This window comes from Chryseobacterium sp. BGARF1 (genome assembly GCF_001677955.1).
Classification (GTDB): domain Bacteria; phylum Bacteroidota; class Bacteroidia; order Flavobacteriales; family Weeksellaceae; genus Chryseobacterium.
Genome location: NZ_LELA01000092.1, coordinates 101,186 through 122,842, shown reverse-complemented (window position 1 = coordinate 122,842; position 21,657 = coordinate 101,186). Strand labels below are relative to the sequence as shown.

16 protein-coding genes are annotated in these 21,657 nt (G+C 35.4%); 4 read left to right on the top strand and 12 right to left on the bottom strand.

The window, feature by feature from the left end:
• Positions 1-13: 13 nt before the first annotated feature.
• The 4 genes from AB671_RS17865 to AB671_RS17850 all read right to left on the bottom strand — a co-directional run bounded on the left by AB671_RS17865 (position 14) and on the right by AB671_RS17850 (position 5,250).
• Positions 14-724, bottom strand: coding sequence for a diphthine--ammonia ligase (locus AB671_RS17865; RefSeq protein ID WP_066682113.1), 711 nt, complete (start codon positions 722-724; stop codon positions 14-16).
• A 4-nt stretch (positions 725-728) separates the two neighbouring features.
• Positions 729-1,505 carry a hypothetical protein gene (locus AB671_RS17860; RefSeq protein ID WP_066764848.1) on the bottom strand — a complete coding sequence of 259 codons (777 nt, stop codon included), beginning with the start codon at positions 1,503-1,505 and terminating at the stop codon, positions 729-731.
• 86 nt (positions 1,506-1,591) lie between these two features.
• Positions 1,592-1,789 carry a hypothetical protein gene (locus AB671_RS17855; protein ID WP_066674818.1) on the bottom strand — a complete coding sequence of 66 codons (198 nt, stop codon included), beginning with the start codon at positions 1,787-1,789 and terminating at the stop codon, positions 1,592-1,594.
• Positions 1,790-1,902: 113 nt separating this feature from the next.
• Entirely contained in the window at positions 1,903-5,250 is a 3,348-nt protein-coding gene (locus AB671_RS17850; protein WP_066674815.1) for a methylmalonyl-CoA mutase family protein, read from the bottom strand.
• 287 nt (positions 5,251-5,537) lie between these two features.
• On the opposite strand from AB671_RS17850, the gene AB671_RS17845 reads away from it, so the two are divergent.
• The 4 genes from AB671_RS17845 to rpsB all read left to right on the top strand — a co-directional run bounded on the left by AB671_RS17845 (position 5,538) and on the right by rpsB (position 7,905).
• On the top strand, positions 5,538-5,870 hold the full coding sequence (locus AB671_RS17845; RefSeq protein WP_066674811.1) for a hypothetical protein: 333 nt from the start codon (positions 5,538-5,540) through the stop codon (positions 5,868-5,870).
• Positions 5,871-6,108: 238 nt separating this feature from the next.
• Positions 6,109-6,564, top strand: coding sequence for a 50S ribosomal protein L13 (rplM, locus tag AB671_RS17840; protein WP_066674809.1), 456 nt, complete (start codon positions 6,109-6,111; stop codon positions 6,562-6,564).
• 6 nt (positions 6,565-6,570) lie between these two features.
• Complete coding sequence (gene rpsI, locus AB671_RS17835; RefSeq protein ID WP_066674806.1) at positions 6,571-6,957, top strand: 30S ribosomal protein S9; 387 nt, start codon at positions 6,571-6,573, stop codon at positions 6,955-6,957.
• 183 nt (positions 6,958-7,140) lie between these two features.
• Positions 7,141-7,905: a 30S ribosomal protein S2 gene (gene rpsB / locus AB671_RS17830; protein ID WP_066674803.1), complete on the top strand. Its 765-nt coding sequence runs from the start codon at positions 7,141-7,143 to the stop codon at positions 7,903-7,905.
• 76 nt (positions 7,906-7,981) lie between these two features.
• On the opposite strand, the gene AB671_RS17825 is transcribed toward rpsB, so the two are convergent.
• The 8 genes from AB671_RS17825 to AB671_RS17790 all read right to left on the bottom strand — a co-directional run bounded on the left by AB671_RS17825 (position 7,982) and on the right by AB671_RS17790 (position 21,590).
• Complete coding sequence (locus AB671_RS17825; protein WP_066674802.1) at positions 7,982-8,704, bottom strand: DUF6759 domain-containing protein; 723 nt, start codon at positions 8,702-8,704, stop codon at positions 7,982-7,984.
• Between the two features lie 81 nt (positions 8,705-8,785).
• Positions 8,786-9,241, bottom strand: coding sequence for a DUF6759 domain-containing protein (locus tag AB671_RS17820; RefSeq protein ID WP_066674800.1), 456 nt, complete (start codon positions 9,239-9,241; stop codon positions 8,786-8,788).
• A gap of 105 nt (positions 9,242-9,346) precedes the next feature.
• Entirely contained in the window at positions 9,347-10,024 is a 678-nt protein-coding gene (gene trmB / locus AB671_RS17815) for a tRNA (guanosine(46)-N7)-methyltransferase TrmB (protein ID WP_066674798.1), read from the bottom strand.
• Between the two features lie 86 nt (positions 10,025-10,110).
• Positions 10,111-10,887 carry a DUF6759 domain-containing protein gene (locus tag AB671_RS17810; RefSeq protein ID WP_066674796.1) on the bottom strand — a complete coding sequence of 259 codons (777 nt, stop codon included), beginning with the start codon at positions 10,885-10,887 and terminating at the stop codon, positions 10,111-10,113.
• Between the two features lie 167 nt (positions 10,888-11,054).
• A complete protein-coding gene (locus AB671_RS17805) occupies positions 11,055-11,843 on the bottom strand; it encodes a hypothetical protein (RefSeq protein ID WP_066674793.1) in 789 nt (262 codons plus the stop codon).
• Between the two features lie 138 nt (positions 11,844-11,981).
• Complete coding sequence (locus AB671_RS17800; RefSeq protein WP_066674791.1) at positions 11,982-15,401, bottom strand: T9SS type B sorting domain-containing protein; 3,420 nt, start codon at positions 15,399-15,401, stop codon at positions 11,982-11,984.
• Between the two features lie 115 nt (positions 15,402-15,516).
• A complete protein-coding gene (locus tag AB671_RS17795; protein ID WP_066674789.1) occupies positions 15,517-18,351 on the bottom strand; it encodes a gliding motility-associated C-terminal domain-containing protein in 2,835 nt (944 codons plus the stop codon).
• Between the two features lie 143 nt (positions 18,352-18,494).
• Complete coding sequence (locus AB671_RS17790) at positions 18,495-21,590, bottom strand: T9SS type B sorting domain-containing protein (protein ID WP_066674782.1); 3,096 nt, start codon at positions 21,588-21,590, stop codon at positions 18,495-18,497.
• Positions 21,591-21,657: the final 67 nt, after the last annotated feature.

Sequence of the window (21,657 nt, the reverse complement as noted above, 5' to 3'; positions counted from 1 at the left end):
TGTAAAAGTGAAATCATTTCTCAATCAAATCGCAAAACCAAAATATATATTCTCCATCTTCCTCATTTTCATCAGACTTTGGTTTGGGATACGTTTTCTTTACAATTTCCCCAACTTCAAATTGAATAGGTTTTTTAAAAATAGGACCGTCAAAAGTGAACGTATGAAATTCTCCATTTTCTCCACACGGATCTACATTTTCCGGCAAGTCTTTAATGAAATCATGATCAATAATTCTTCCGGCAAAGCTTTTGTCGAGATACGTTTCATTGACGCAGGTTACAATGGTTTTAAAGCCTAAACTTAAAAACTCGTTGATGAGGTCGGTTGTATTTTGTTTCCATAATGGAAAAACACCTTTCATTCCTATAGATTGTAATTGATCTTCTCTGTATTTCCTTAAATCTTCCAGAAAAATATCTCCGAAAATAGAATGGGTAACGCCTTTAGATTTTATGTCATTCATGGTTTTAGACATGATCTTGCTGTATTCTTCCATGGAAGGTTCCTTCGGAATTTCCATTTTTATTAAAGGAAGACCTAAACTTTCAGCCTGCTTTTCCAATAGCGAAACATGAACGCCATGCATAGAAATCCTTTGGAATTCTTTATTGATGCTTGTCAGTAGAGTAGTAACTTCAAATTGGTCTTCTTTTAAAGTTTTGTATAATGCAAGAGCGGAATCTTTTCCGCTGCTCCAGTTGAAGATGGCTTTTTGTTTCATTTATTTAATTTGAATATAACAAATAAAGGTCGTTTACAAAGCTTTTTCCAGTTAATTTTTTAACGACAACATCATCATGGAATTTCATGTATTTGTAATTGGAATTTTTCTGTTTTAATTTTTTAAATTTTCTTTTGTTTGTGATTTTGCCATCAAAATAATAATAATCTGGGGGTGGATGTGCAAGGAAAATGACATCGCCAATAGTTATATATTGTTCTTCAACTTCAAAGTTTTGTTTTCCTAATAATTCGTCTATTTTAAAAATTGAAGTTTTTGAATCATTAAATTCTGTTCCGTCTTCTGAAATTGCATAATCAATTCTAAGGATGTTATATTCTGATAAAATTTTCTCAGGAAATTTTAAAGAGAAGTTTCCGCTTCCATCTGCTTTAGCAGAACAGACTTTTTCTAAAGTCACCAAAAAGATCTCACCAGAAATTAATTTTCTATTTTCAGATGTGGTTAGCTTTCCATTAATTGTTATTTCCTTTTGATAAGTATTTTCTGTTACTGATTTATTGTTGCTCTGTGCATGCAAATATGTAGAAGAAGTAAGAGTTAAAACCAAAAACAAACCTGATAGAACAGGCTTAATTGATGTTTTCTTTCCACAGATTTGTGTATTGTTCTTTGTGAAATTATCAAATTCTAGAGATGGGATTTTATCTAAATCATAAACTTTCTTTTGACAAAAACTACAAAATTTCCCATCACTTATTTCTTTCATATTATTCCAAAGTTCTTCACAAGGTTTTTTTATGTAGAATTCTTTTTTCATAGCTGAGCTTTCTATTTGATTAAAAATACAATAAACCTCAAAGAGATTTCTTGAAGATCTTTTGTTGTGACAAAGTTTAAATTAAGCTATTTGCTTGGAGGTTTTCCAAAATTATTTAGATAACTAGCCTCTGTTTTTTCACGTTCCGCAGCTTGTCTTTTTTGAAGTTCTTCAGAATTTCTATCGACATCGCTTTTTTGAGGAGCCTCCATCGGATAAGATTTACACGAGACAGCAGATCCCATTAAGTAAATTGCTAAAATTGTTTTGCTAAAACTTTTCATTGTTAATATTTTTCTTAAAGTAAAAGTACAAAAAACCTCAAAGAAAATTCCTTGAGGTTTACTTTATAATTATTAAAACAGTTAGTAGTTAATAATTGGCTACGGCCCTGCCGTTACATGTTTCTTCTGTACTTACCACCCACTTCAAATAGAGCATTGGTAATTTGTCCAAGCGAACAATATTTCACAGCATCCATCATGACATTAAATAAATTCTGCTGATTGATGGCAGCGTGTTGTAATGTTTTCAAGGCAGCTTCAGATTTGTCTTCATTAGACTTTTGGAAATTATGAAGCGTTTCAATCTGCACCTGCTTTTCTTCTTCAGTTGAACGGATAACTTCTCCCGGACGAACAGTTGGCGAACCATCTTTTCCAAGGAAAGTGTTTACTCCGATGATTGGATATTCTCCTGTATGTTTCAACCATTCGTAATGCATTGACTCTTCCTGAATTTTTGAACGTTGATACATCGTTTCCATTGCACCCAAAACACCACCTCTTTCTGTGATTCTGTCGAATTCTGCGTAAACAGCTTCTTCAACAAGATCCGTCAATTCTTCAATAATAAATGAACCTTGAAGCGGATTTTCGTTTTTAGCCAATCCTAATTCTTTATTAATAATCAACTGAATTGCCATTGCTCTTCTTACAGACTGCTCAGTCGGAGTTGTAATCGCCTCGTCATATGCATTCGTGTGAAGTGAGTTACAGTTATCGTAGATCGCATAAAGCGCCTGAAGCGTTGTTCTGATATCATTGAAATCAATTTCCTGAGCGTGAAGCGAACGTCCTGAAGTTTGGATGTGGTATTTCAACATCTGGCTTCTTTCGTCTGCTCCATATTTCAGTTTCATTGCTTTTGCCCAGATTCTTCTCGCTACACGTCCGATCACTGAATATTCAGGGTCGATACCGTTGGAGAAGAAGAACGATAAGTTCGGTGCAAAATCATTGATGTCCATTCCTCTTGACAAATAATATTCAACATACGTGAAACCATTTGCGAGTGTAAATGCCAACTGAGAAACCGGGTTTGCTCCTGCTTCTGCAATGTGATATCCAGAAATTGAAACAGAGTAGAAGTTTCTCACTTTTTCTGTGATGAAATATTCCTGAACGTCACCCATTAATCTTAAGGCAAATTCAGTAGAGAAAATACACGTATTCTGAGCCTGGTCTTCTTTTAAAATGTCAGCCTGAACGGTACCACGAACGGTCGCAATCGTTTTAGCCTTAATTTCAGCATAAGCTTCTGCAGGAATCACTTCGTCTCCGGTCAGACCTAATAATTTTAAACCTAAACCATTGTTTGATGGAGGTAATTCTCCGTTATATTTTGGTCTTTCCAAACCTTTATCGTCGAATTTTGCTTTTAAAGCTTTTTCAACATTAGCTTCAAGCTTATGTTCAGCGATATATTTTTCAACATTCTGATCGATCGCAGCGTTCATAAAGAAAGCCAACAACATCGGCGCAGGTCCGTTGATCGTCATTGAAACCGAAGTCATTGCATTCACCAAATCAAATCCGGAATACAATTTTTTAGCATCATCTAATGTTGCAATAGAAACACCCGCATTTCCGATCTTACCATAGATATCCGGTGGTAGAGCAGGGTCTTGTCCGTAAAGAGTCACCGAGTCAAACGCTGTAGACAAACGTTTTGCATCCATTTCCGCAGAAACGTAGTGGAATCTTCTGTTGGTTCTTTCAGGACCTCCTTCTCCGGCAAACATCCTCGTCGGATCTTCTCCTGTTCTTTTGAAAGGATAAATTCCGGCTGTGTAAGGAAATCCTCCAGGAAGATTTTCCTGACCTTTCCATTTAATCAAATCTCCCCAATCGGTGTATTTTGGTAATGAAATTTTAGGAATTTTTAAATGAGATAAAGATTCTGTTGAGGTTTCAACTTTAATTTCTTTTCCACGAACGAAGTAAGAATAAAATTCAGCTTTGAAAGCTTCTTTCGTATCATCCCAATTTTTTAAGAAGTCGATATTTTCCTGTTGAAGATCTTTTTCTGCTTTTTGATATTCTGTATCTAAAGTTTCATTAGAAAGGAATTTTTTCACTCCTTCAATATGATACATTTTTCTTGCTAATTCAGCCTGTTTTTCAACATTCGCGTCATAAATTCTGTTGTTTTCAACAATTTCAGAAAGATAACGAACTCTTTTCGGAGGAATTATCGTGATATCTTCAGAAACTTCTTGCTCAACGAAACCTTGCAAGTTTAAATCTGTAAACTTGTCATTTACTTTTTCAACTAATCTATTGTAAAGATCAGTCGTTCCGTGATCGTTGAATTGGGATGCTTTTGTTGCATAAACCGGCATATCATCCAATGGACTTTCCCACAATAAATGGTTTCTCTGAAACTGTTTTCTGACAGCTTGAAGCGCATCAAGCGCACCACGCTTATCCGATTTATTTAAAGCAACCAAATCTGCATAATCCAACATGTCGATTTTTTCCAACTGTGTAGAAGCACCATATTCAGGAGTCATTACGTACATTGAAACATCAGCAAAATCCGAAACTTCCGAACCAGACTGTCCGATACCTGAAGTTTCCAAAATGATTACATCTGGATGAGCTAATTTCAATACATTCAATGCTGAATGAATAAAGGGAGAAACAGAAACGTTGTTTTCTCGCGTTGCCATCGAGCGCATATAAACTCGAGGATCATTGATCGCGTTCATACGAATTCTGTCACCCAATAACGCGCCTCCGGTTTTCTTTTTCGAAGGGTCAATGGAGATAATGGCAATTTTTTTATCTGGGTTTGAACGGATAAAACGTCTTACCAATTCGTCTGTCAAAGAAGATTTTCCGGCTCCACCAGTTCCTGTGATACCGATGATAGGAATATTTAAATCTTTTGATTTTTCGTCTATCGCTTTTACCAAGTCTGGTTTTTCTTCTGAGAAGTTTTCGACCGCAGAAATGATTTTAGCAATGCTTGTAGAATTTTCAAAACTAATTGAATCTAAATCTTCAGCTTTGACATCTCTTCCTGTTGGAAAGTCTGATCTTTTCACCAAATCATCGATCATTCCCTGTAAGCCAAGTTCACGACCATCGTCTGGAGAATAAATTCTGTCGATTCCGTAAGCCATAATGTCTTCGATTTCTTCAGGCAAGATTACACCGCCACCGCCACCAAAAATCTTGATTTGCGGAGAATTTTTCTCTCTTAAAAGGTCGTAGATATATTTAAAATATTCGTTGTGACCACCTTGATAAGATGTTAGAGCAATTGCGTTTGCATCTTCCTGAATGGCTGTATTTACTACTTCTTCAGCAGATTTGTCGTGGCCAAGGTGGATCACTTCGCATCCTGTTCCCTGAATCACACGACGCATGATATTAATTGCAGCATCGTGCCCGTCGAATAACGACGCAGCTGTTACAATTCTTACTTTATTTGTTGGAGTATATTTTTGGGTTTCCATAAAAAATCTAGAAATTTCTGAATTCCAAATATAACAATAAATTAAAAACCGCTAATTTGAAATTAAATTATTGATTTTTAAATGTTTATTGTGTTTGGGTTGAAGTCGTTTTCTCCGACTTAACAAACATTTGTTCTGTTGTTTAGATATTTATAGATTGGTTTTGTTTTTAGAGAATTGGCTGATGTACTTTATTAAATATTTGTTTTAAAATTATATAAGCTTTATTCTATGTTTAAAAATGATTGCAAAATTTAATTCTTTATTTTTGCATTATATATTATGGTATGAAAAGAGCGTTGATTTATTTTGTGTTGGGATCCGGAATTATTTTTCTGATTAACTATTTGTTTATGGAAGTTCAGGATCTTGGTTTAGAACTTTATTATGCTATTGCTTTCGGTCTTGCGTGGGGATTGGCTTATTTTTTAGATGATGTTAAATTCTCTCTTTTCCAAAAAATGGGATTGTCTTTTGGAGCGATGGCACTTTTAGTTGCTGTTGGTGCTTTGATATTCAATTTAGAATTGGCAATTCCTTCTATTATTAAGTTTTCGACTGTTTTTGTTGCTTATTATTTATTTGCAAGTTTCAGAGGAAGTAAATCGTTGCGTAATTAATCAGGAAATTATCGTTGAAAACAAATTGGCGAAGTACATATTTGCTGAATTTTTAATTTATATAGGATTGGCTCTCACCTTTTAATGGATAAATATTGATTCTTTTTAAAGTGCTAACTTATTAAATATCTTTATTTTCAATACTTTAATTTAAAATAAGTTTTCAGATTAGAAAAATATGTGTACCTTTGCACACCCTTTTAAGGGAAAAATTATGTTTAATCTTTAACTAAAACGTGTGAATACATTAAGTTACAAAACTGTTTCAGCGAACAAAGCTACTGCTAATAAAGAATGGGTTGTGGTAGACGCTGAAGGACAGCCGTTAGGAAGACTAGCTTCTACGGTTGCAAAGATTTTGAGAGGTAAGCACAAAGCAAACTTTACACCTCACGTAGATTGTGGTGATAATGTTATTGTTTTGAATGCTGGGAAAGTTACTCTTTCAGGAAACAAGTGGAACGATAAGACTTACATCTGGCATACAGGTTACCCTGGTGGACAGAAGTCTATGACAGCTCTTGAACTTCAGAAAAAAGATTCTTTAAAAGTATTGGAAAAATCTGTAAAAGGTATGCTTCCAAAAAACAGATTAGGATCTGCATTGCTTAAAAACCTTTATTTATATGAAGGAACTGAGCACAAGCATGAAGCTCAACAGCCTAAAACAATTAATGTTAACGAATTTAAATAATTAATTATGTCTATAGTTCACAAAATCGGAAGAAGAAAGACTTCTGTAGCTAGAGTTTATGTAAAGCCGGGTTCTGGTGTTATTACAGTAAACGGTAAAGAAGCTGCAACTTATTTCTCTACAGACGTGATGGTTTACAAATTAAACCAGCCGTTTATCCTTTCTGAAACTGTTGGTCAGTATGACGTTACCGTAAATGTTTTCGGTGGTGGTAATACAGGTCAAGCAGAAGCTATCAGATTAGGTATTTCTAGAGCACTTTGCGAAATTAATGCTGAATTTAGATTAGCATTGAAGCCTGCAGGTTTACTTACAAGAGATGCAAGAATGGTGGAAAGAAAGAAACCAGGTCAGAAAAAAGCAAGAAAGAGATTCCAGTTCTCAAAACGTTAATTTTCAGACTTCAGATACAAGATTTCATATTTCAGAATTTATTCCGTTTGTTATCTTTTATCTTAAATCTATTTATCAAAACAAAAAAATTGCCCGTTACGTTTAGCATCCAAACGCTTCTCCCATCTAAAGAAGTTGTTGATTGTTTAAGAAACGGAAAGTAAACTAACAAAAACAGAAAACATGGCAAAAGCAAATGTAAAAGACCTTCTAGAGGCTGGTGTACACTTCGGTCACATGACTAGAAAGTGGAATCCAAATATGGCTCCATACATTTTTATGGAGAAAAATGGTATTCACATTGTAGACTTACATAAAACAGCTGTTAAATTGGATGAAGCGTGCAGCGCTTTAGAAAAATTAACTTCTGCAGGTAAAAAAGTTCTTTTCGTAGCGACTAAGAAGCAAGCGAAAGAAGTAGTTGCTAAGCACGCTGCTGAACTTAATATGCCTTATATTACAGAAAGATGGCCGGGAGGTATGTTAACGAATTTCGTTACAATCAGAAAAGCTGTAAAGAAAATGAACCATATCGACAAAATGAAAAAAGACGGTACGTTCGAAACTTTATCTAAAAAAGAAAGATTACAGGTTGACAGACAAAGAGCTAACTTAGAGAAAAACTTAGGTTCTATCTCTGACATGGTACGTCTTCCTTCTGCGATTTTCGTTGTAGATATTATGAGAGAACATATCGCTGTAACTGAAGCTAAGAAATTAGGTATTCCAGTTTTCGGTATTGTTGATACTAACTCTGACCCTAGAAAAGTTGACTTCGTTATCCCAGGAAATGATGATGCTTCTAAGTCTATCGATATGATCTTGAGCGTTGTTTCAGAATCTATCAAAGAAGGTCAGACTCAAAGAAAAGCTGATAAAGAAAAATCTAAAGAAGAAGGTGAAGTAGTTTCTGCTGATAAAGATGCAGATTTCGACTCTGCTGAATAATCTAAAGATTATCTTTAAAATAATAAAACCGCTGAATGTATTCAGCGGTTTTTGTTTGTTATAGCTTAAAAAGAGACTATTTTTTCTTCTTTTTTTTAGTCATCAAAACTTGTTTATTTTGCGTGTTTTCTAAATTTTTGCCGGGTTTGTTTTCAGCAATTAGATCTTTAGTATCTGTTGCTTTGAATCCTGGATTTTGTAAGACGACAACAAGACTTTTATTAACATCTTTTGAGCTTTTATATTTTACATCACAAAGGTTTCCTGAAAAGCTATAAGTATCTTTATCTAAGACAATGAAATTTTCTCCTCTCGCCGGAACAGCAAGGTTGTAAAATTTCTTTCCTGATATTTCTAAAACCAAATCGCAGTCAGAATTATTTTTGAGCAAAAGAATAATCTCATTATTGCTAATGTCTTCATTAAACATGTTATTGAGGAGCATTTTTGTCTTTTCCTTATGTTCTTCTGAAGTTTCAGATAGAAGCTTTCTGAAAACTTCCTGATTAGCTTCACTGTCTTTCTTATGACTTAAAGCATCGGGTAATTCCATGAAAACAGGTCTTGCTTCCATTGGTTTTGCATTTTTCGCACCTTTTGTCCACTCTGCATTTTTCAATGCGATGACATGCTGTTTTAGAATTCTTTTTTTCGGATCTTCAGGATGTGTTTTCCCGAGATATTCTTCAATCTCATTGATATTTGTACTTTTCAGGATATCACCTTTGGCAGTACTATTACTGGCGCAGGATGAAAAAATGAGATTAAAGAAGAAAAAAGCAAGTGTTTTTTTCTTCATCAAATTGTGTTTTAATAAATTCTGACTACTAATCAAAACTTTTTGTTAATCACAAAGTTAAACAATTATTGTAATAATTGTTTAGTTTGATAATTTTATACTGAAAGAATTTGTAATAAACTTTGTTTTCTCATACAGGGAGTTGCAAAGCATTCCTGATAAGTTGTAATTCTGATTTTTTGGGACCATTGCTGCACCTGTTTTATGAGCTGCAATAGGAATTTTTTTGAAATAATTTTTACCACTGATCGTTAAAACCATATTGCAGTTCGAATTATTTTCTACAGAAATCGAAACGGTTGGACTGTTTGAAGAATCATTCAACAGACTGTTTAAAACTTCTGCAGTTTCAGGTTTGTAGGTCTTTATTAATGCTTGAAACTCTCTTTCTGTTTGTGCATTAGGATTAATATGTATGCCGCTATTTGGATTGACTGGAGAAGACTTATATATTGGTCGTTTGGAATTATAATTTGTAATGCTGCAACTATTGAGAAATAGGATGATAAAAAGAGAAAAGAGAAGAAGCTTTTTCATGTTAATATTTTCTGGAAGTAAATTTAAACTTTTTATTAAACTCAGAAAAGCTTGCTTTATTGTCGTAAAAAAAGCTGCAAAATAACTTGCAGCTTCAATATCGATTTAATTGATCTTAAATTTTATATAAGTAATTGTTTTTCCTTTTGCTGAAAACAATTCTTCATAATACGTTCGGATGTCTCTTAGATGAGGCGTGTTGGGCTCGTATTCTAAAGCTCCGTAGATGTCATGATGCGCTGAGATAATTTCGTAGCCTGCCCCTTGTAAATATCCCAAAGTATAACCGTGCAAAAATTCTGAATCGGTTTTTAAATGTACAATTCCTCCTGGTTTTAAAAACTTCTTGTATCTCTCAAGAAAGTCAGGGTGGGTTAATCTATGCTTGGTACGTTTATATTTGATCTGCGGATCTGGAAAAGTAATCCAAATTTCATCCACTTCATTTTCGGCAAAATAATATTCAACCAATTCAATTTGAGATCTTAGAAAGCCAACATTGTTCATGCCGTTTTCTGCCGCTTCTTTAGCTCCGAACCAGAATCTTGCGCCTTTAATATCTATCCCGATAAAGTTTTTATCGGTAAAAGTTTTTGCAAGACCTACTGTATATTCTCCTTTTCCACAACCTAACTCCAAAACAATAGGTTGGTCGTTTTTAAAGAAATCTTTTCTCCAGTTTCCTTTAAGTTCAAAACCGGTAAGGGCTTCATCTCTTGTCGGTTGAATGACGTTTGATAATTTTTTATTTTCAGCGAATCTTCTTAATTTGTTTTTGCCCATGAAATATATATGAAATGCTGCAAAATTACGAAAATTATGCAGCATTTAAATTTTTAATTGAAACGAAAAGTAACAGATTCCCAGATCTATTTTGATGAGCTTCCCAATGCTACCAATAGTGGCTTCTGAATTGTTTTTTGTGAGGCATATTGTGCTCCGCAAACAATACTTGTGAATAGGTAATCTCCTTTTTCTACCACGATAGAATTGTCTCCGTGAGCCGGAACCGGAAGCCTGTATTTTGTATTTCCGATACCTTCAATCCTTACAATGATATTACAGTCAGACTTATTTTCAATCATTACGATGCATTCTTTTGCATTAGGATCATTGTCAAATAAAGAGTTCAGGATTTTTACTGTTTTATTTTTATGCTCCAGAGGGTTTTCTCCCATCAACATATTAAATTCTGATGCTTCTGTATCTGCAATCACTTTAGTATTCTTTGCTCCCGAAGCGGTAACATATACACTTTGGGCAGAACTGCGTGTATAGACTATTGCTGATTGACCAACTTGTAATTGCTTTTGATATTTTAAAATTTGTTTCTGCTTGATTGCAGCATTCATCTCCTCGAAAGAGACTTTTGTAGACGGTCCGGTTTTTAGCCTTGCAAGATTTTCTTGCATCTCGCGTACTTTTTTATCGCCCGGTGGAGCATTTTTGATATACTCTTTCATAAAATCCATTACTCTCGGTTTTAAAACAGATCGGCGAGGGTCGTCTGGATGGGCATCTCTCAGGAAAGCATTGATTTCATAAATATTCTTGCTTTTAAGGATGTTACTGTAATCTTTAGCCTTATTCTGCGCCGAAAATGTAAGAAATAGTAAAGTAGTGAAAAGTAAAAAGAACTTTTTCATTGAATAATAAATTTAGTTTTTACGGTTTGAACCAACTTTTAAATTGTTTAAACTCGTGATGAATAGACGTTTTTTGTAAAATTAAACAAATTTAAAAAAAGACTACTGCTTAAAATGTTATGTTTTTTTGTTAATGATTTTTTTTAACGGGAAAACTCTTTACAATATTATTTTACAATATCTTGAAGATGAGAATTTTTTAATCTTCTTTGATAAATTGGAAGATATTTTTCGATAGGTAATTTTATGGCTTCAAAATTTCCTGCTTGCACATATACTTCAATGTTTTCGGAAGTATAGATAAACTGTAAAAAGTTATCAATAAGATTTTCAGGAATTTTAAGCCTTGTAAAATAATCAGTACCCAAGTAGTTTTTAATACTGGTTACAGAGTTATTCATTCTTTCATAAGCCACCAGTCGCTGCTTTTTCTTACGATCACCCGAAAGAATATCAAATATACTTTCAAGACTAAAGGTAAGACCTCCGTCTCTCAGGCCTGCAACAGGAAGAACAGGTGAAGTACCATCGCCTTTAGGCTCGGGAAGGCCAATTACCTTTTTTAAGGCAAGAGCTTTATCTTCTTTGCGGATAGAGTTGACATCATATCTCAAATTTCCGGTAGGTCGGAATCTGCTGATAACAACTTCCTGAATATCGTAATATGCTACTTTTAATTCAACTAGGTTTTTAGTGGTCAACATTTGTGGCGTTAGTTTTACATCTTTTCTTTCGGTAATAATTGATGTAAAGCGAATGATATCTCCGGGTTCTGCTTTTATATTAAATTCTCCGCTATAGCTAGTTAATACTGTTTTGAGTGTGGTAAGATTGGTGACATACACCTGATTAAGGTAAAGCACGGAATTGTCTCGTAAAAAGACTTCACCGGAATAATTCTGTGCATTCATCTTACTTATAATAACCAACAATAAAATGATAAAAAGTTTCTTCATATGTCTTGCAAAATTACATAAGAATTAGGTGAGTTCTTATGTGAGATTTATCAATACGTGGTTAAAGTTATATTAAACTTTATATTAAACTGTTAATGTATGTTATAGAATATCGTTTTTTAGGATTAAAATTTTTAATTATTTGTCCCAAAGACTGTTATTTCTGTGTTTCACCAATAACCAACTCGAGTATTTTACACTCGTTACATTGCCAAGCTCTGTCCAGCTAATGAAATACCAATATGTTGCTGTAGAAACAGGTCTTCCTTTCATGTTCCCATCCCAAGTAAATTTATTGGAAGGCGTACCACGGAAAAGTTCAGCGCCATATCTATCGAAAATTCTAAATTCAAGATTGTCTTTACCCATTAATGCGGAATAATCTATTTCGTCATTTCTGCCATCACCATTGGGTGTTATTGTATTAATTAAATTAATGATGACGAAGTCTTGTTTCACTATACCGCAATTCAGAGAATCTCTCACATAGATGGTGTACGTTCCTCTTTTTACATTGGTAAATATATTAGACGGCTGCCAAAAAAAGCCATCTAAAGAATATTCATAAGCAGGTGTACCGCCCGTCACCGTGATTGTTATGGTAGATCCGTTAATATCAATTAATGTAATTACAGGTAATGTAGAGGCAGAAACATTTACAAATTGTCTGTAAACGCAACCGTCAAAAGTAAGTTCAACCCAATAATTACCAGCTGGAACATTGGAAATCGATGGTGTTGTATCTCCTGTGCTCCAAAGATAGGCGTCAAAACCAGAGCCTGCGTCTAAGGTTGTGGTGGTATTTGGGCACACTACTTTATTTAATAAAATGTCAGATTTTTTAGGGGTTTTAAGAGTGATTCTTAGTGTTGCTACATCGGGGCAGAAACCACTTTTTTCAAATCTTATGTAGTACACATGAGATCCGGTAAGTGTCACAGCACTACTAATTGGTGCAACATCATTTTGGGCATCTGCAAGAGTTGTATGATAGCTAACTCCTACCAAAGGGTCTATGGTAAACTGATTTAAGAAAAATGATAAATCCATTGGTTTTACTCCATCTAAATCATCATCGCAAAAAGTAGTGGTAAGCGTATTTCTAATTAAAGTAAGCTTTGTTCCTACGGTAAAATTAACCTGCTGAATCACCGGTGCGCATCCATCGGGAGAATCTACTCGAATGTAAATTGTAGTATTGGTGTTGTAACTCCAGTTATTGGGAAGCGTAGCAGCATTTCCTAAATTGGCATCGGCTAAAAGGGCATAATATCTTACATTGGTAAAATAGGTAGGGTTATTTAATATCAATTGTGTAATGTCTGATAGTACGATATTTACGGTTCCATCCATATTTTCATCACACTGATTTCCCATATTTGCAGGAATTACTATCGCTAAAGGGAATAAATTTAAAGTAATCTGTGCAATACTTTTACAGCCTGTAGCATTTTTTACTACAGCATAAACGATAGTTCCATTCGGAGCAGAATAGGTAGTGGGAACAGCTATTAATGCAGTTAAATTTTCATTTTGTGCGTCAAGTAAAGATGGATAATAAGTAATGGTTACCGGTGTGTTTGTGGTAACAATCGCTGAAGTAAGATTAAAAGTTCCGTTTCCGTTTATATTACAAGCACTTAATGTTGCATTATTTACGGTTACCGGACGAATATTAAGGGTTACAGTAACCGTTTCGCAATCCGGAAAGTTAGGATTATTTCCGCAGAAGGTGTAAACAAGAGTGTCTGTTCCTGTAACAGAAGGATTGGTTACGGTATAGGTGATAACTCCTGTAGTTGTATTAATGGTTGCGGTTCCTAAAGTTGGTGCGGTGGTAATGGCAACCGTTGAGGCAACTGGAGTTTGTGTAGAAGTCGTAAATACAGGGGTAATAACTTTTGTCTCACAGATATCATAAGTGACAGCCGATTGCTTCATACAGTTTAAAACCTTGAAAGGTGCTGTAATCAATGGAGCACAGGTTCCCATAGTTACCGAACAGGTGTAATTTCCAGAGCCGGTAGGAGTGTAACTAGGTGAGTTGGCTCCCACAATAAGAACTCCGCCTACATACCATTGATAAGAATCATAGATAATCGGGTCTACAGTAAGTACAATCCCAGGTACACAATCTCCACCAGATTTTAAAATGATGGGTTGTGTTGAGAATCCTGCAAAGAATCCACCATATCCTACGGCATCACTTCCTGCTGTAATTCCTGCTGTAATTGCTTTTGTTGAATTTACGGTAATTGTTCCGGTTGTATTGGGAATACCGTAGGTTACCCAGTTGGTGGTACCTGTCATATCAAAAGGGCCTGTTCCTGCTGGAGGAGGAGCTCCATTTACAAAAACGGTAGCACCTCTTTCGGTAATAAGATTTAGTTTTGTCGGAATTGCTAGAATTCCTGCAGGATTAACATTGGTATGTACAAAGTTTTCGTTAATAAGCCCAATCTCATCGATTTGCTTTGGAAGATAGCAGTTAAGCGCTGGAATGAAATTAAAACCACCAGTTGCGACCTCGTTTCCTGTAGTAGCTGCTCCGGCAAGTATTTGGTAAACGTAAGCATTTTTGCTTGTGACAACATAAAGATTGTAATGAGAAGTTCCCTGAAGTTGGTATTTTGTATCAGGTATTACAAAATACTGTCCGGTATTCAGGTTGGCAACGGGTGTTAATTCATTATTTACATACACTAGAGTATTGTCTTGGGTGGCTATTACCAATGCGCCTTCCATATTGCTTCCGATATTTCCGTTACCTTTTACAAGTGCAAAAGTAGTCCCAAGCTGGCTGACCGGTATCGACTGATCCATCAAAATATCAGAACTGGTAGGATTGTTTCCGGCATATTGTCCGTTGAAGTTTCCGTTGGTGATGTTAACTGGTTTTGTGGCGACAATTTTAGCTCCAATAAATCCGTCAAAATTTCCGGTAAGATCACCAATACCATCAATGATATAAGACTGACCTTTGTTTAAAGTGAAAGTAAGAGTAGGGGTAGTTGCTCCTGTTGTCCCATTCGAAAACTGTACTGTGTTTTTGTAGCCGGATATGGTAACTGTTGTATTGTCTTCAGTTGCCAAAACACTCGTCATAAAATTAAGAATACTATTAGCCACGGTAATAGGAGCTGTTGCAACATGAAAAGTAGTGCCGGTAGAGGCGATTCCTTTTGATGTAATAATCTCGGCGTGATTAAAAACCGAAAATCTTAGATTGACATAAAAAGGAAAATCTGCCTTTACATATAAACCTTTTGAGGTTGGAGTAAACAGATCTGTTTGCTGAGTCGTAATAATGTAATCTCGAAGGACATCAAATTTTTGCGGATTATTTTTACTAATGGTCACTGTACCAATAACAATGTTGTTATTGTATATTGTAACAACAAATGGAGTCGTACGATTGGTTGATAGATAAAGTTTTTGATAAGGATTTGGGTTTCCTGTACGATCTACCATAGGAGCAAACCAATGTTCCCTATCCAATTGAGCAAGTGAAGTAGAGAATATATAAAAAATAAGGAAAAAAGATAGAATTTTCTTCATTTTGGACTCGATTTTACCACAAATTTAATAATAAAATACGTTAATAGTTTTAAAAATAAACAAAAACCACGATAAGCTATCGTGGTTTTTAATAATATTTGATTTAAAAAATTGATTATTCTCTGTTTTTTACTAAAATCCAGCCTGAGAATTTAATTGGAGTTTTGGTTTTTGGCTCATTCCAAGTAATACTGAACCAGTAATTTCCTGTAGAAACTTTTTTGGTTTTATTAATTGTTCCGTCCCATTTATAACCGGTTTCTTTATTTCCTTCAAAAATTTTCACTCCATAACGGTCAAAGATTCCTAATACCAGATTAGATTTATTCGCAAGGGCAGAATAATCTAAGATATCATTTACTCCGTCTCCGTTTGGCGTAATTACGTTAACGATGTTAGGGATTGTAACTCCTACTTCAATCGGGATACATTTATAGGTATCTCTTACATATACTTTAATATCACCTCTCGGAAGATCTGTAAATATGTTTGAAGGCTGAAAATCGATATTGTTTATTGAATATTCGTAAGGAGCAACACCTCCTGTAGCATACACTGTAATGGTTGTACCAGAAACTTCAATGTTTGTAATAACTGGCTGCTCAGAAGCATAAACTTTTACCGCTTGTTTTGTCGTACAGTCTCCTGTTTTCAATTTTACCCAGTAGGTTCCTACTCCAACGTCTGAGATTGTTTGTGTAGTAGCTCCTGTGCTCCATAGGTATGATGCAAACCCTGGCCCCGCGTCTAATACTGTTTTGTCTTCGATACATATTATTTTATCAACCAATATAGCAGACTCTACAGGTGCTAAAACTACTAAGGTTACTTTTGCCACACGATAACATCCGTTTGCATTAGTTACTCTGATGTAAACGACACCATTTGGAGCAATATAATGATCAGGAACCAAGATTTCATTCGTTTGGTTATTAGCATCCGTTAATGATGGATAATATGTTTTAGTAATTCCAAGTTGACCGGTTACGTTAGCATTTGTAAGATTAAACAATCCTGTTGCGATATTTTCTTCTAAGAAACAAGTTCTTAATGTAGCATCATTTACCACAGGGCTTTCTGTTACAGTCAGTGTAAGGGTAATTTCTTCACAATCTACAAATTCTGGATCGTTTCCGCAGAATTTATAAACAATTGTATCTGTTCCTACAAAGCCATTGCTTGGAGTATATCCTATTACTCCAGTTGTAGGATTGATGATTGCCGTACCATTGGCTGGTGGGGTAATAATCTGAACGCTGCCTGGTGTAAATAACTGTGAAGACGTCGTAAATTGTGGAACAATATTTAAATATCCTTCACACACAGTTCTAGTCTTAGCAGTTTTCTCAAGACAAGTGAATACTTTAAATACAGGAGTAATTGCCGGAAGACAAGTTCCTACTGTAATTTTTACGGTGTAATTACCTGAAGTAGGTGGGGTATACGTATTCCCATTGGCTCCAGGAATTGCAATGTCGTTTTTGTACCACTGATAAGTATCATAACTGTCATCTACTTCTAAAATCAATCCAGGGATACATTCTCCTGTTTGTCTTGCAATAAGCGGAATTGAAGAGAAACCTGCAAAATATCCTCCATATCCTGCAGAGTTATATCCTCCATTAATTCCTGCAGTAACTGCTTTTGTAGAAGTAATCGTTAGGTTTCCTGTAATGGGTTGTATTGCATACGTTACCCAGTTGGTGTTTCCTGTAAGTGGGAATGGGCCTTGTGCGGCAGTAGGAGTTATTGGTGCACCACCATTAGTAGAATAAGTAACAACTGCCCCTGCTTCGGTAAGGATATTAAGCTTTAAAACAATTGGTCCTGATGAGCCAGGCATTTCTTGTACTTTACCAATCTCATCGATTTTTCTTGGCAAAAAGCAGTTCAATGGGGGGATATAGTTATAACCTCCTGTTTCTGTACCTGTTCTTCCAACTAATTGATATAAATAAATATTTTTAGTTGCTTTTATATACATGTTGTAGTGCCCGCTTGTACCCTGCTGTACATAATTATTCTCTAGAATTCTATAATAGTCTCCTTCAGCTAGCGTTGCTACTGGCGTTCCATTCCCATTAAGGTAAATTTCGGTATTGTTTTCGGTTGCAACAATGATACCTCCTTCAGTATTGAATGAAGGAATCGGAGATAAACTTCTTACCATGGCAAACTCGTCTCCAAGACGGTCTACGGGAACAGATTGATCCATAATAAGATCGGAGCCGTTACTTGTTTGTCCTGTAGCATACATTGCATTTGCATTTCCATTGGTTACGGAAATTGGTTTTGTGGACACAATTTTTGATCCAATAAAACCATCTCTATTTGCTACAACATTGGCTTGTCCTGCTAAAATATAAGACTGTCCTTTATTTAAAGTGAACGTTAATGTAAGTGGAGGGGTTGTATTATTTACAAACTGAACATTTGCGTCATATCCCGAAACTGTTACTGTCGTAGCATCTTCGGTTGCCATAATTCCGGTTGTGAAATTATGAGTGCTAGATGTGGTTGTGATAGGAGCCGCCGCTGCATAAAATTTTGTTCCTATTCCTGCTTTACCTTTTGATGTGATAATTTCACCATGTGCACCCATAGCAGCTCTTAATGATGCAAAATAAGGCTTGGTACCTTTGGTATAAACTCCCATATTGACTGGAGTAGATGCATTACTGTCATTATCTGTCCAAATATACTGTGCTGGTAGAGGAAATGATTGTGGGTTATTTTTACTGATTGTAACTGCTCCTATCTGGGTATTGTTATTAAAGATTTTTACTTCAAAAGGGGCGACTGCATCTGTAGAAAAATAAAGGGTGTGAATGTATGGAGTGCTGTTTTGACTATCAAAATAGGGCGCAAACCAGTGGTCTGTATCTCTCTGAGCAAAAAGTATATTGCTGCTAAAAAGCATTAATAAAAAAGTGAGTAAAAGTTTTCTCATAATGTAGAATTAGGATTTTTACAAAAATAATAGAATAATTTAAAAGGACTGTAAAAAAAACATGAAAAATAAAAAAATAATTAAGAAATAGGCAAAAAAAAGCCACAACCGTTAAGTTGTGGCTTGATATTAAAAAATGATTCTTATTCTCTATTCTTTACTAAAATCCAACCGGTATATTTAATTGGAGTTTTTGCTTCGTTAGGTTCATTCCAGCTGATGTGGTACCAATAGGTTCCGGTAACAATCTTTTTATTAGCATGGGTTCCGTCCCATCGGTAATTATTAGATTTATCCCCTGTGAATATTTTGTTACCATATCTATCATAAATTACGAAGATAAGATTATCCTTATATGCTAACTCTCTGTAGTCAACGTAATCATTTACGTTGTCTCCGTTAGGGGTAATTGCATTCACTAAATTAGGTACCGTAACTTCCACAGAAATAGGGGTACAATTGAAAGAATCTTTTACATAGAATGTATGCTGTCCTCTCGTAAGATTGGTAAACACATTAGAATCTTGCCAAGTTACTCCGTCTGCTGAGAATTGATATGGAGCTACTCCTCCAGTTACAATCACGGTAGCTGTATTGTTAGAAATCTCAATTGAAGTAATGACTGGGTCTTGCGCCTTCTTCACGCTTACAAATTGTTTTACAGAACATCCAGAATCTTGAAGAATTACCCAGTAATCACCTACGGCTAATCCTACGATTGATTGTGTAGTTGCCCCAGTGCTCCAACGGTAAGATTGGTAACCAGGACCGGCATCTAGCGTTGTTCTGTCATCAATACAAATGTATTTATCAACCAATATCGGTGATCTTTTTGGTGGAGTCACTTTCAGATTGATTTTAGCGATTGCATAGCAGTCATGCGAGTTGAAAACTCTTGCATACACTGATCCGTTTCCAGAAATATAAGTGTCAACTCCTACAATTTCATTGGTTCCATTGCTTGCATCTACCCATGTAGGATAGAATTTTTTTGTAACTGGTAATTCAGCAGTTATATTAGCACTCACTAGATTAAATCTACCTTTGGTTTCGTTGTTTTCTAAGAAACATTCTGTTAAAGTATCTTCTTTAACTACCGGAGTAGGGAAGAAATCTAAAGTAATTTTAGCATTTCCTACACATCCTTCAGCTGTTAAAACCCTTACATATACTGAACCTAAACCTGAGAAATAATTTGTTGGATTAGTAATTTGATTTGTATTAGCTTCTAAGTTTGCTAAAGTAGTATAGAATTTTTTTGTTGTTGGTACTACATTGTCAGTAACATTTGCGGTAGTTAAATCAAAAAATCCGTTTCCTGCGTATTGACATGCATAGATAGTTCTGTCTGTAAGTACAAATGGAACTACGTTTAAATTTAAAGTTATTTGCTCACAATCTACAAATTCAGGAGCATTACCACAGAATTTATAAACAATTTGATCAACTCCTATAGATCCTACATTTGGAACATATGTTATTACTCCTGTAGCTGGATTAAGCGTTGCTATTCCTTTTGTAGGTTGTGTAATAATCTGAACTGTACTTGGTACAGGAACCTGAGTTGAGTTTGAAAATGCTGGAACAATTGCTTTGGTACCACAAATATTGATATTTTTTGTAGTTTGCGCCAAACAATTGAAGACTTTATATATTGGTGTTGTTAGCGCTGGACAAGTTCCCATCGTTACTTTCACAGTATAGTTTCCAGCAACTGTTGGAGTGTAGGTGTGAGAAGTTGCCCCTGGAATTGCTACTCCATTTAAATACCATTGATAGCTGTCATAACCGTCATCCACTTCCAGAATAATTCCTGGAATACATTCACCTACTTGTTTAGAAATAATCGGAATTGATGAAAATCCTGCAAAATATCCTCCATATCCGGATGTACTGTATCCACCATTAATACCGGCAGTAACGGCTTTTGTAGACTGAATGGTTAAGTTGCCCTGTACGCCTTCAATCGCATAGGCTTCCCAAGCTGTATTTCCTTGGAGCTGGAAAGGTCCTTGCGCAGCAGTAGGAGTTATTGGTGCACCGCCATTAGTCGTATAAGTAACAGTAGCACCAGCTTCTGTGATAATGTTAAGTTTAATTAACATATCCGTAGGTGTAGGGCCACCGGGAAGTGGCATTTCGTTAATTAATGCTATTTCATCAATTTTTCTAGGAAGGAAACAGTTGAGTGGTGGAATATAGTTAAAACCACAAGTAGCACTGTTGTTAGTTACAGAAACCAATTGATATAAATAAACATTTTTAGAAGTACTTATGAACATATTAGCGTGAGTTCCTGTACCTTGAGGAATATACTGATCTCCTAGGATTCTGTACCATTGTCCTTGTTGTAACGTTGCCACTGAAGTAGTAGACCCGTTAAGGTAAACTTCAGTATTGTTTTCTGTAGCTACAATAATACCTCCTTCAAGATCGGGGGCGGTAGATCGTGTTCTTATCATTGCAAAAGTATTCCCTAATCTTTCTGTGGGAACAGATTGATCTAAAATTGCATCAGATCCTGAACCCGTACCAGTGTCTCCAAAATTACCGTTTACGTTTCCGTTGGTAAGAGTTATAGGTCTGTCTGCAACAATTTTTGCTCCCATAAAAGGAGCATTGGTTCCTGCATTACCTGCAAAAATGAAAGATTGGCCTTTATTTAATGTAAAAGTGTGGGTATTAGTAGGAGCAGGATTAGTAGGAGCTCCAATAAATGTTATAGCGCCATTCCATGTTGCGGTGACAACAGTATTGTTTTCAGTTGCCAAAACTCCGGCAGTAAAACCATTAGATGTTGCAATAGATGGAGTATTGGCTACAAAAAATTCTTTTCCAAGACCCGCCTTTCCTTTACTGGTAACAATTTCAGCATGTGTTTGGCCGCTTACCATTCTTAATGTACAGTAGAAAGGTTTTGCTCCTTTAAGATATAATCCTTTTGTGATTACATTAAATGTCTCAGACGCAGCATTCGTTGAGATATTTGTTACTGGGATTGGAAAGCTCACCGGATTGCCTTTACTGATTGTAATAACTGTCCCTACGGGTACAATAGAAGCATTATTGCTGAGAATCTCAACATTGAAAGGTATTACTGAGTCAGTAGATAGATATACAGCTTGTGTATAGCCTGTTTTATAATGAAACGGGGCTATCCAATGTTCTGTATCTCTCTGCGCATGCAGAGACGTAAACATGCTGAGTATTAATACTAAGCTAAGTAGAAATCTTTTCATAAAATTATGGAATTAGGATTTGTACAAAATTAAAATAATATTTAATATATTGTTAATAAATCATAAA

Bases quoted from the DNA above. Each gene is read 5' to 3' on its own strand.
- trmB (WP_066674798.1), bottom strand. From the start codon at position 10,024: ATGGGCAAAAACAAATTAAGAAGATTCGCTGAAAATAAAAAATTATCA.
- AB671_RS17865 (WP_066682113.1), bottom strand. From the start codon at position 724: ATGAAACAAAAAGCCATCTTCAACTGGAGCAGCGGAAAAGATTCCGCT.
- rpsI (WP_066674806.1), top strand. From the start codon at position 6,571: ATGTCTATAGTTCACAAAATCGGAAGAAGAAAGACTTCTGTAGCTAGA.
- AB671_RS17795 (WP_066674789.1), bottom strand. From the start codon at position 18,351: ATGAGAAAACTTTTACTCACTTTTTTATTAATGCTTTTTAGCAGCAAT.
- AB671_RS17855 (WP_066674818.1), bottom strand. From the start codon at position 1,789: ATGAAAAGTTTTAGCAAAACAATTTTAGCAATTTACTTAATGGGATCT.
- AB671_RS17805 (WP_066674793.1), bottom strand. From the start codon at position 11,843: ATGAAGAAACTTTTTATCATTTTATTGTTGGTTATTATAAGTAAGATG.
- AB671_RS17845 (WP_066674811.1), top strand. From the start codon at position 5,538: ATGAAAAGAGCGTTGATTTATTTTGTGTTGGGATCCGGAATTATTTTT.
- AB671_RS17850 (WP_066674815.1), bottom strand. From the start codon at position 5,250: ATGGAAACCCAAAAATATACTCCAACAAATAAAGTAAGAATTGTAACA.
- AB671_RS17860 (WP_066764848.1), bottom strand. From the start codon at position 1,505: ATGAAAAAAGAATTCTACATAAAAAAACCTTGTGAAGAACTTTGGAAT.
- AB671_RS17825 (WP_066674802.1), bottom strand. From the start codon at position 8,704: ATGAAGAAAAAAACACTTGCTTTTTTCTTCTTTAATCTCATTTTTTCA.
- AB671_RS17820 (WP_066674800.1), bottom strand. From the start codon at position 9,241: ATGAAAAAGCTTCTTCTCTTTTCTCTTTTTATCATCCTATTTCTCAAT.
- AB671_RS17810 (WP_066674796.1), bottom strand. From the start codon at position 10,887: ATGAAAAAGTTCTTTTTACTTTTCACTACTTTACTATTTCTTACATTT.
- rpsB (WP_066674803.1), top strand. From the start codon at position 7,141: ATGGCAAAAGCAAATGTAAAAGACCTTCTAGAGGCTGGTGTACACTTC.
- AB671_RS17790 (WP_066674782.1), bottom strand. From the start codon at position 21,590: ATGAAAAGATTTCTACTTAGCTTAGTATTAATACTCAGCATGTTTACG.
- AB671_RS17800 (WP_066674791.1), bottom strand. From the start codon at position 15,401: ATGAAGAAAATTCTATCTTTTTTCCTTATTTTTTATATATTCTCTACT.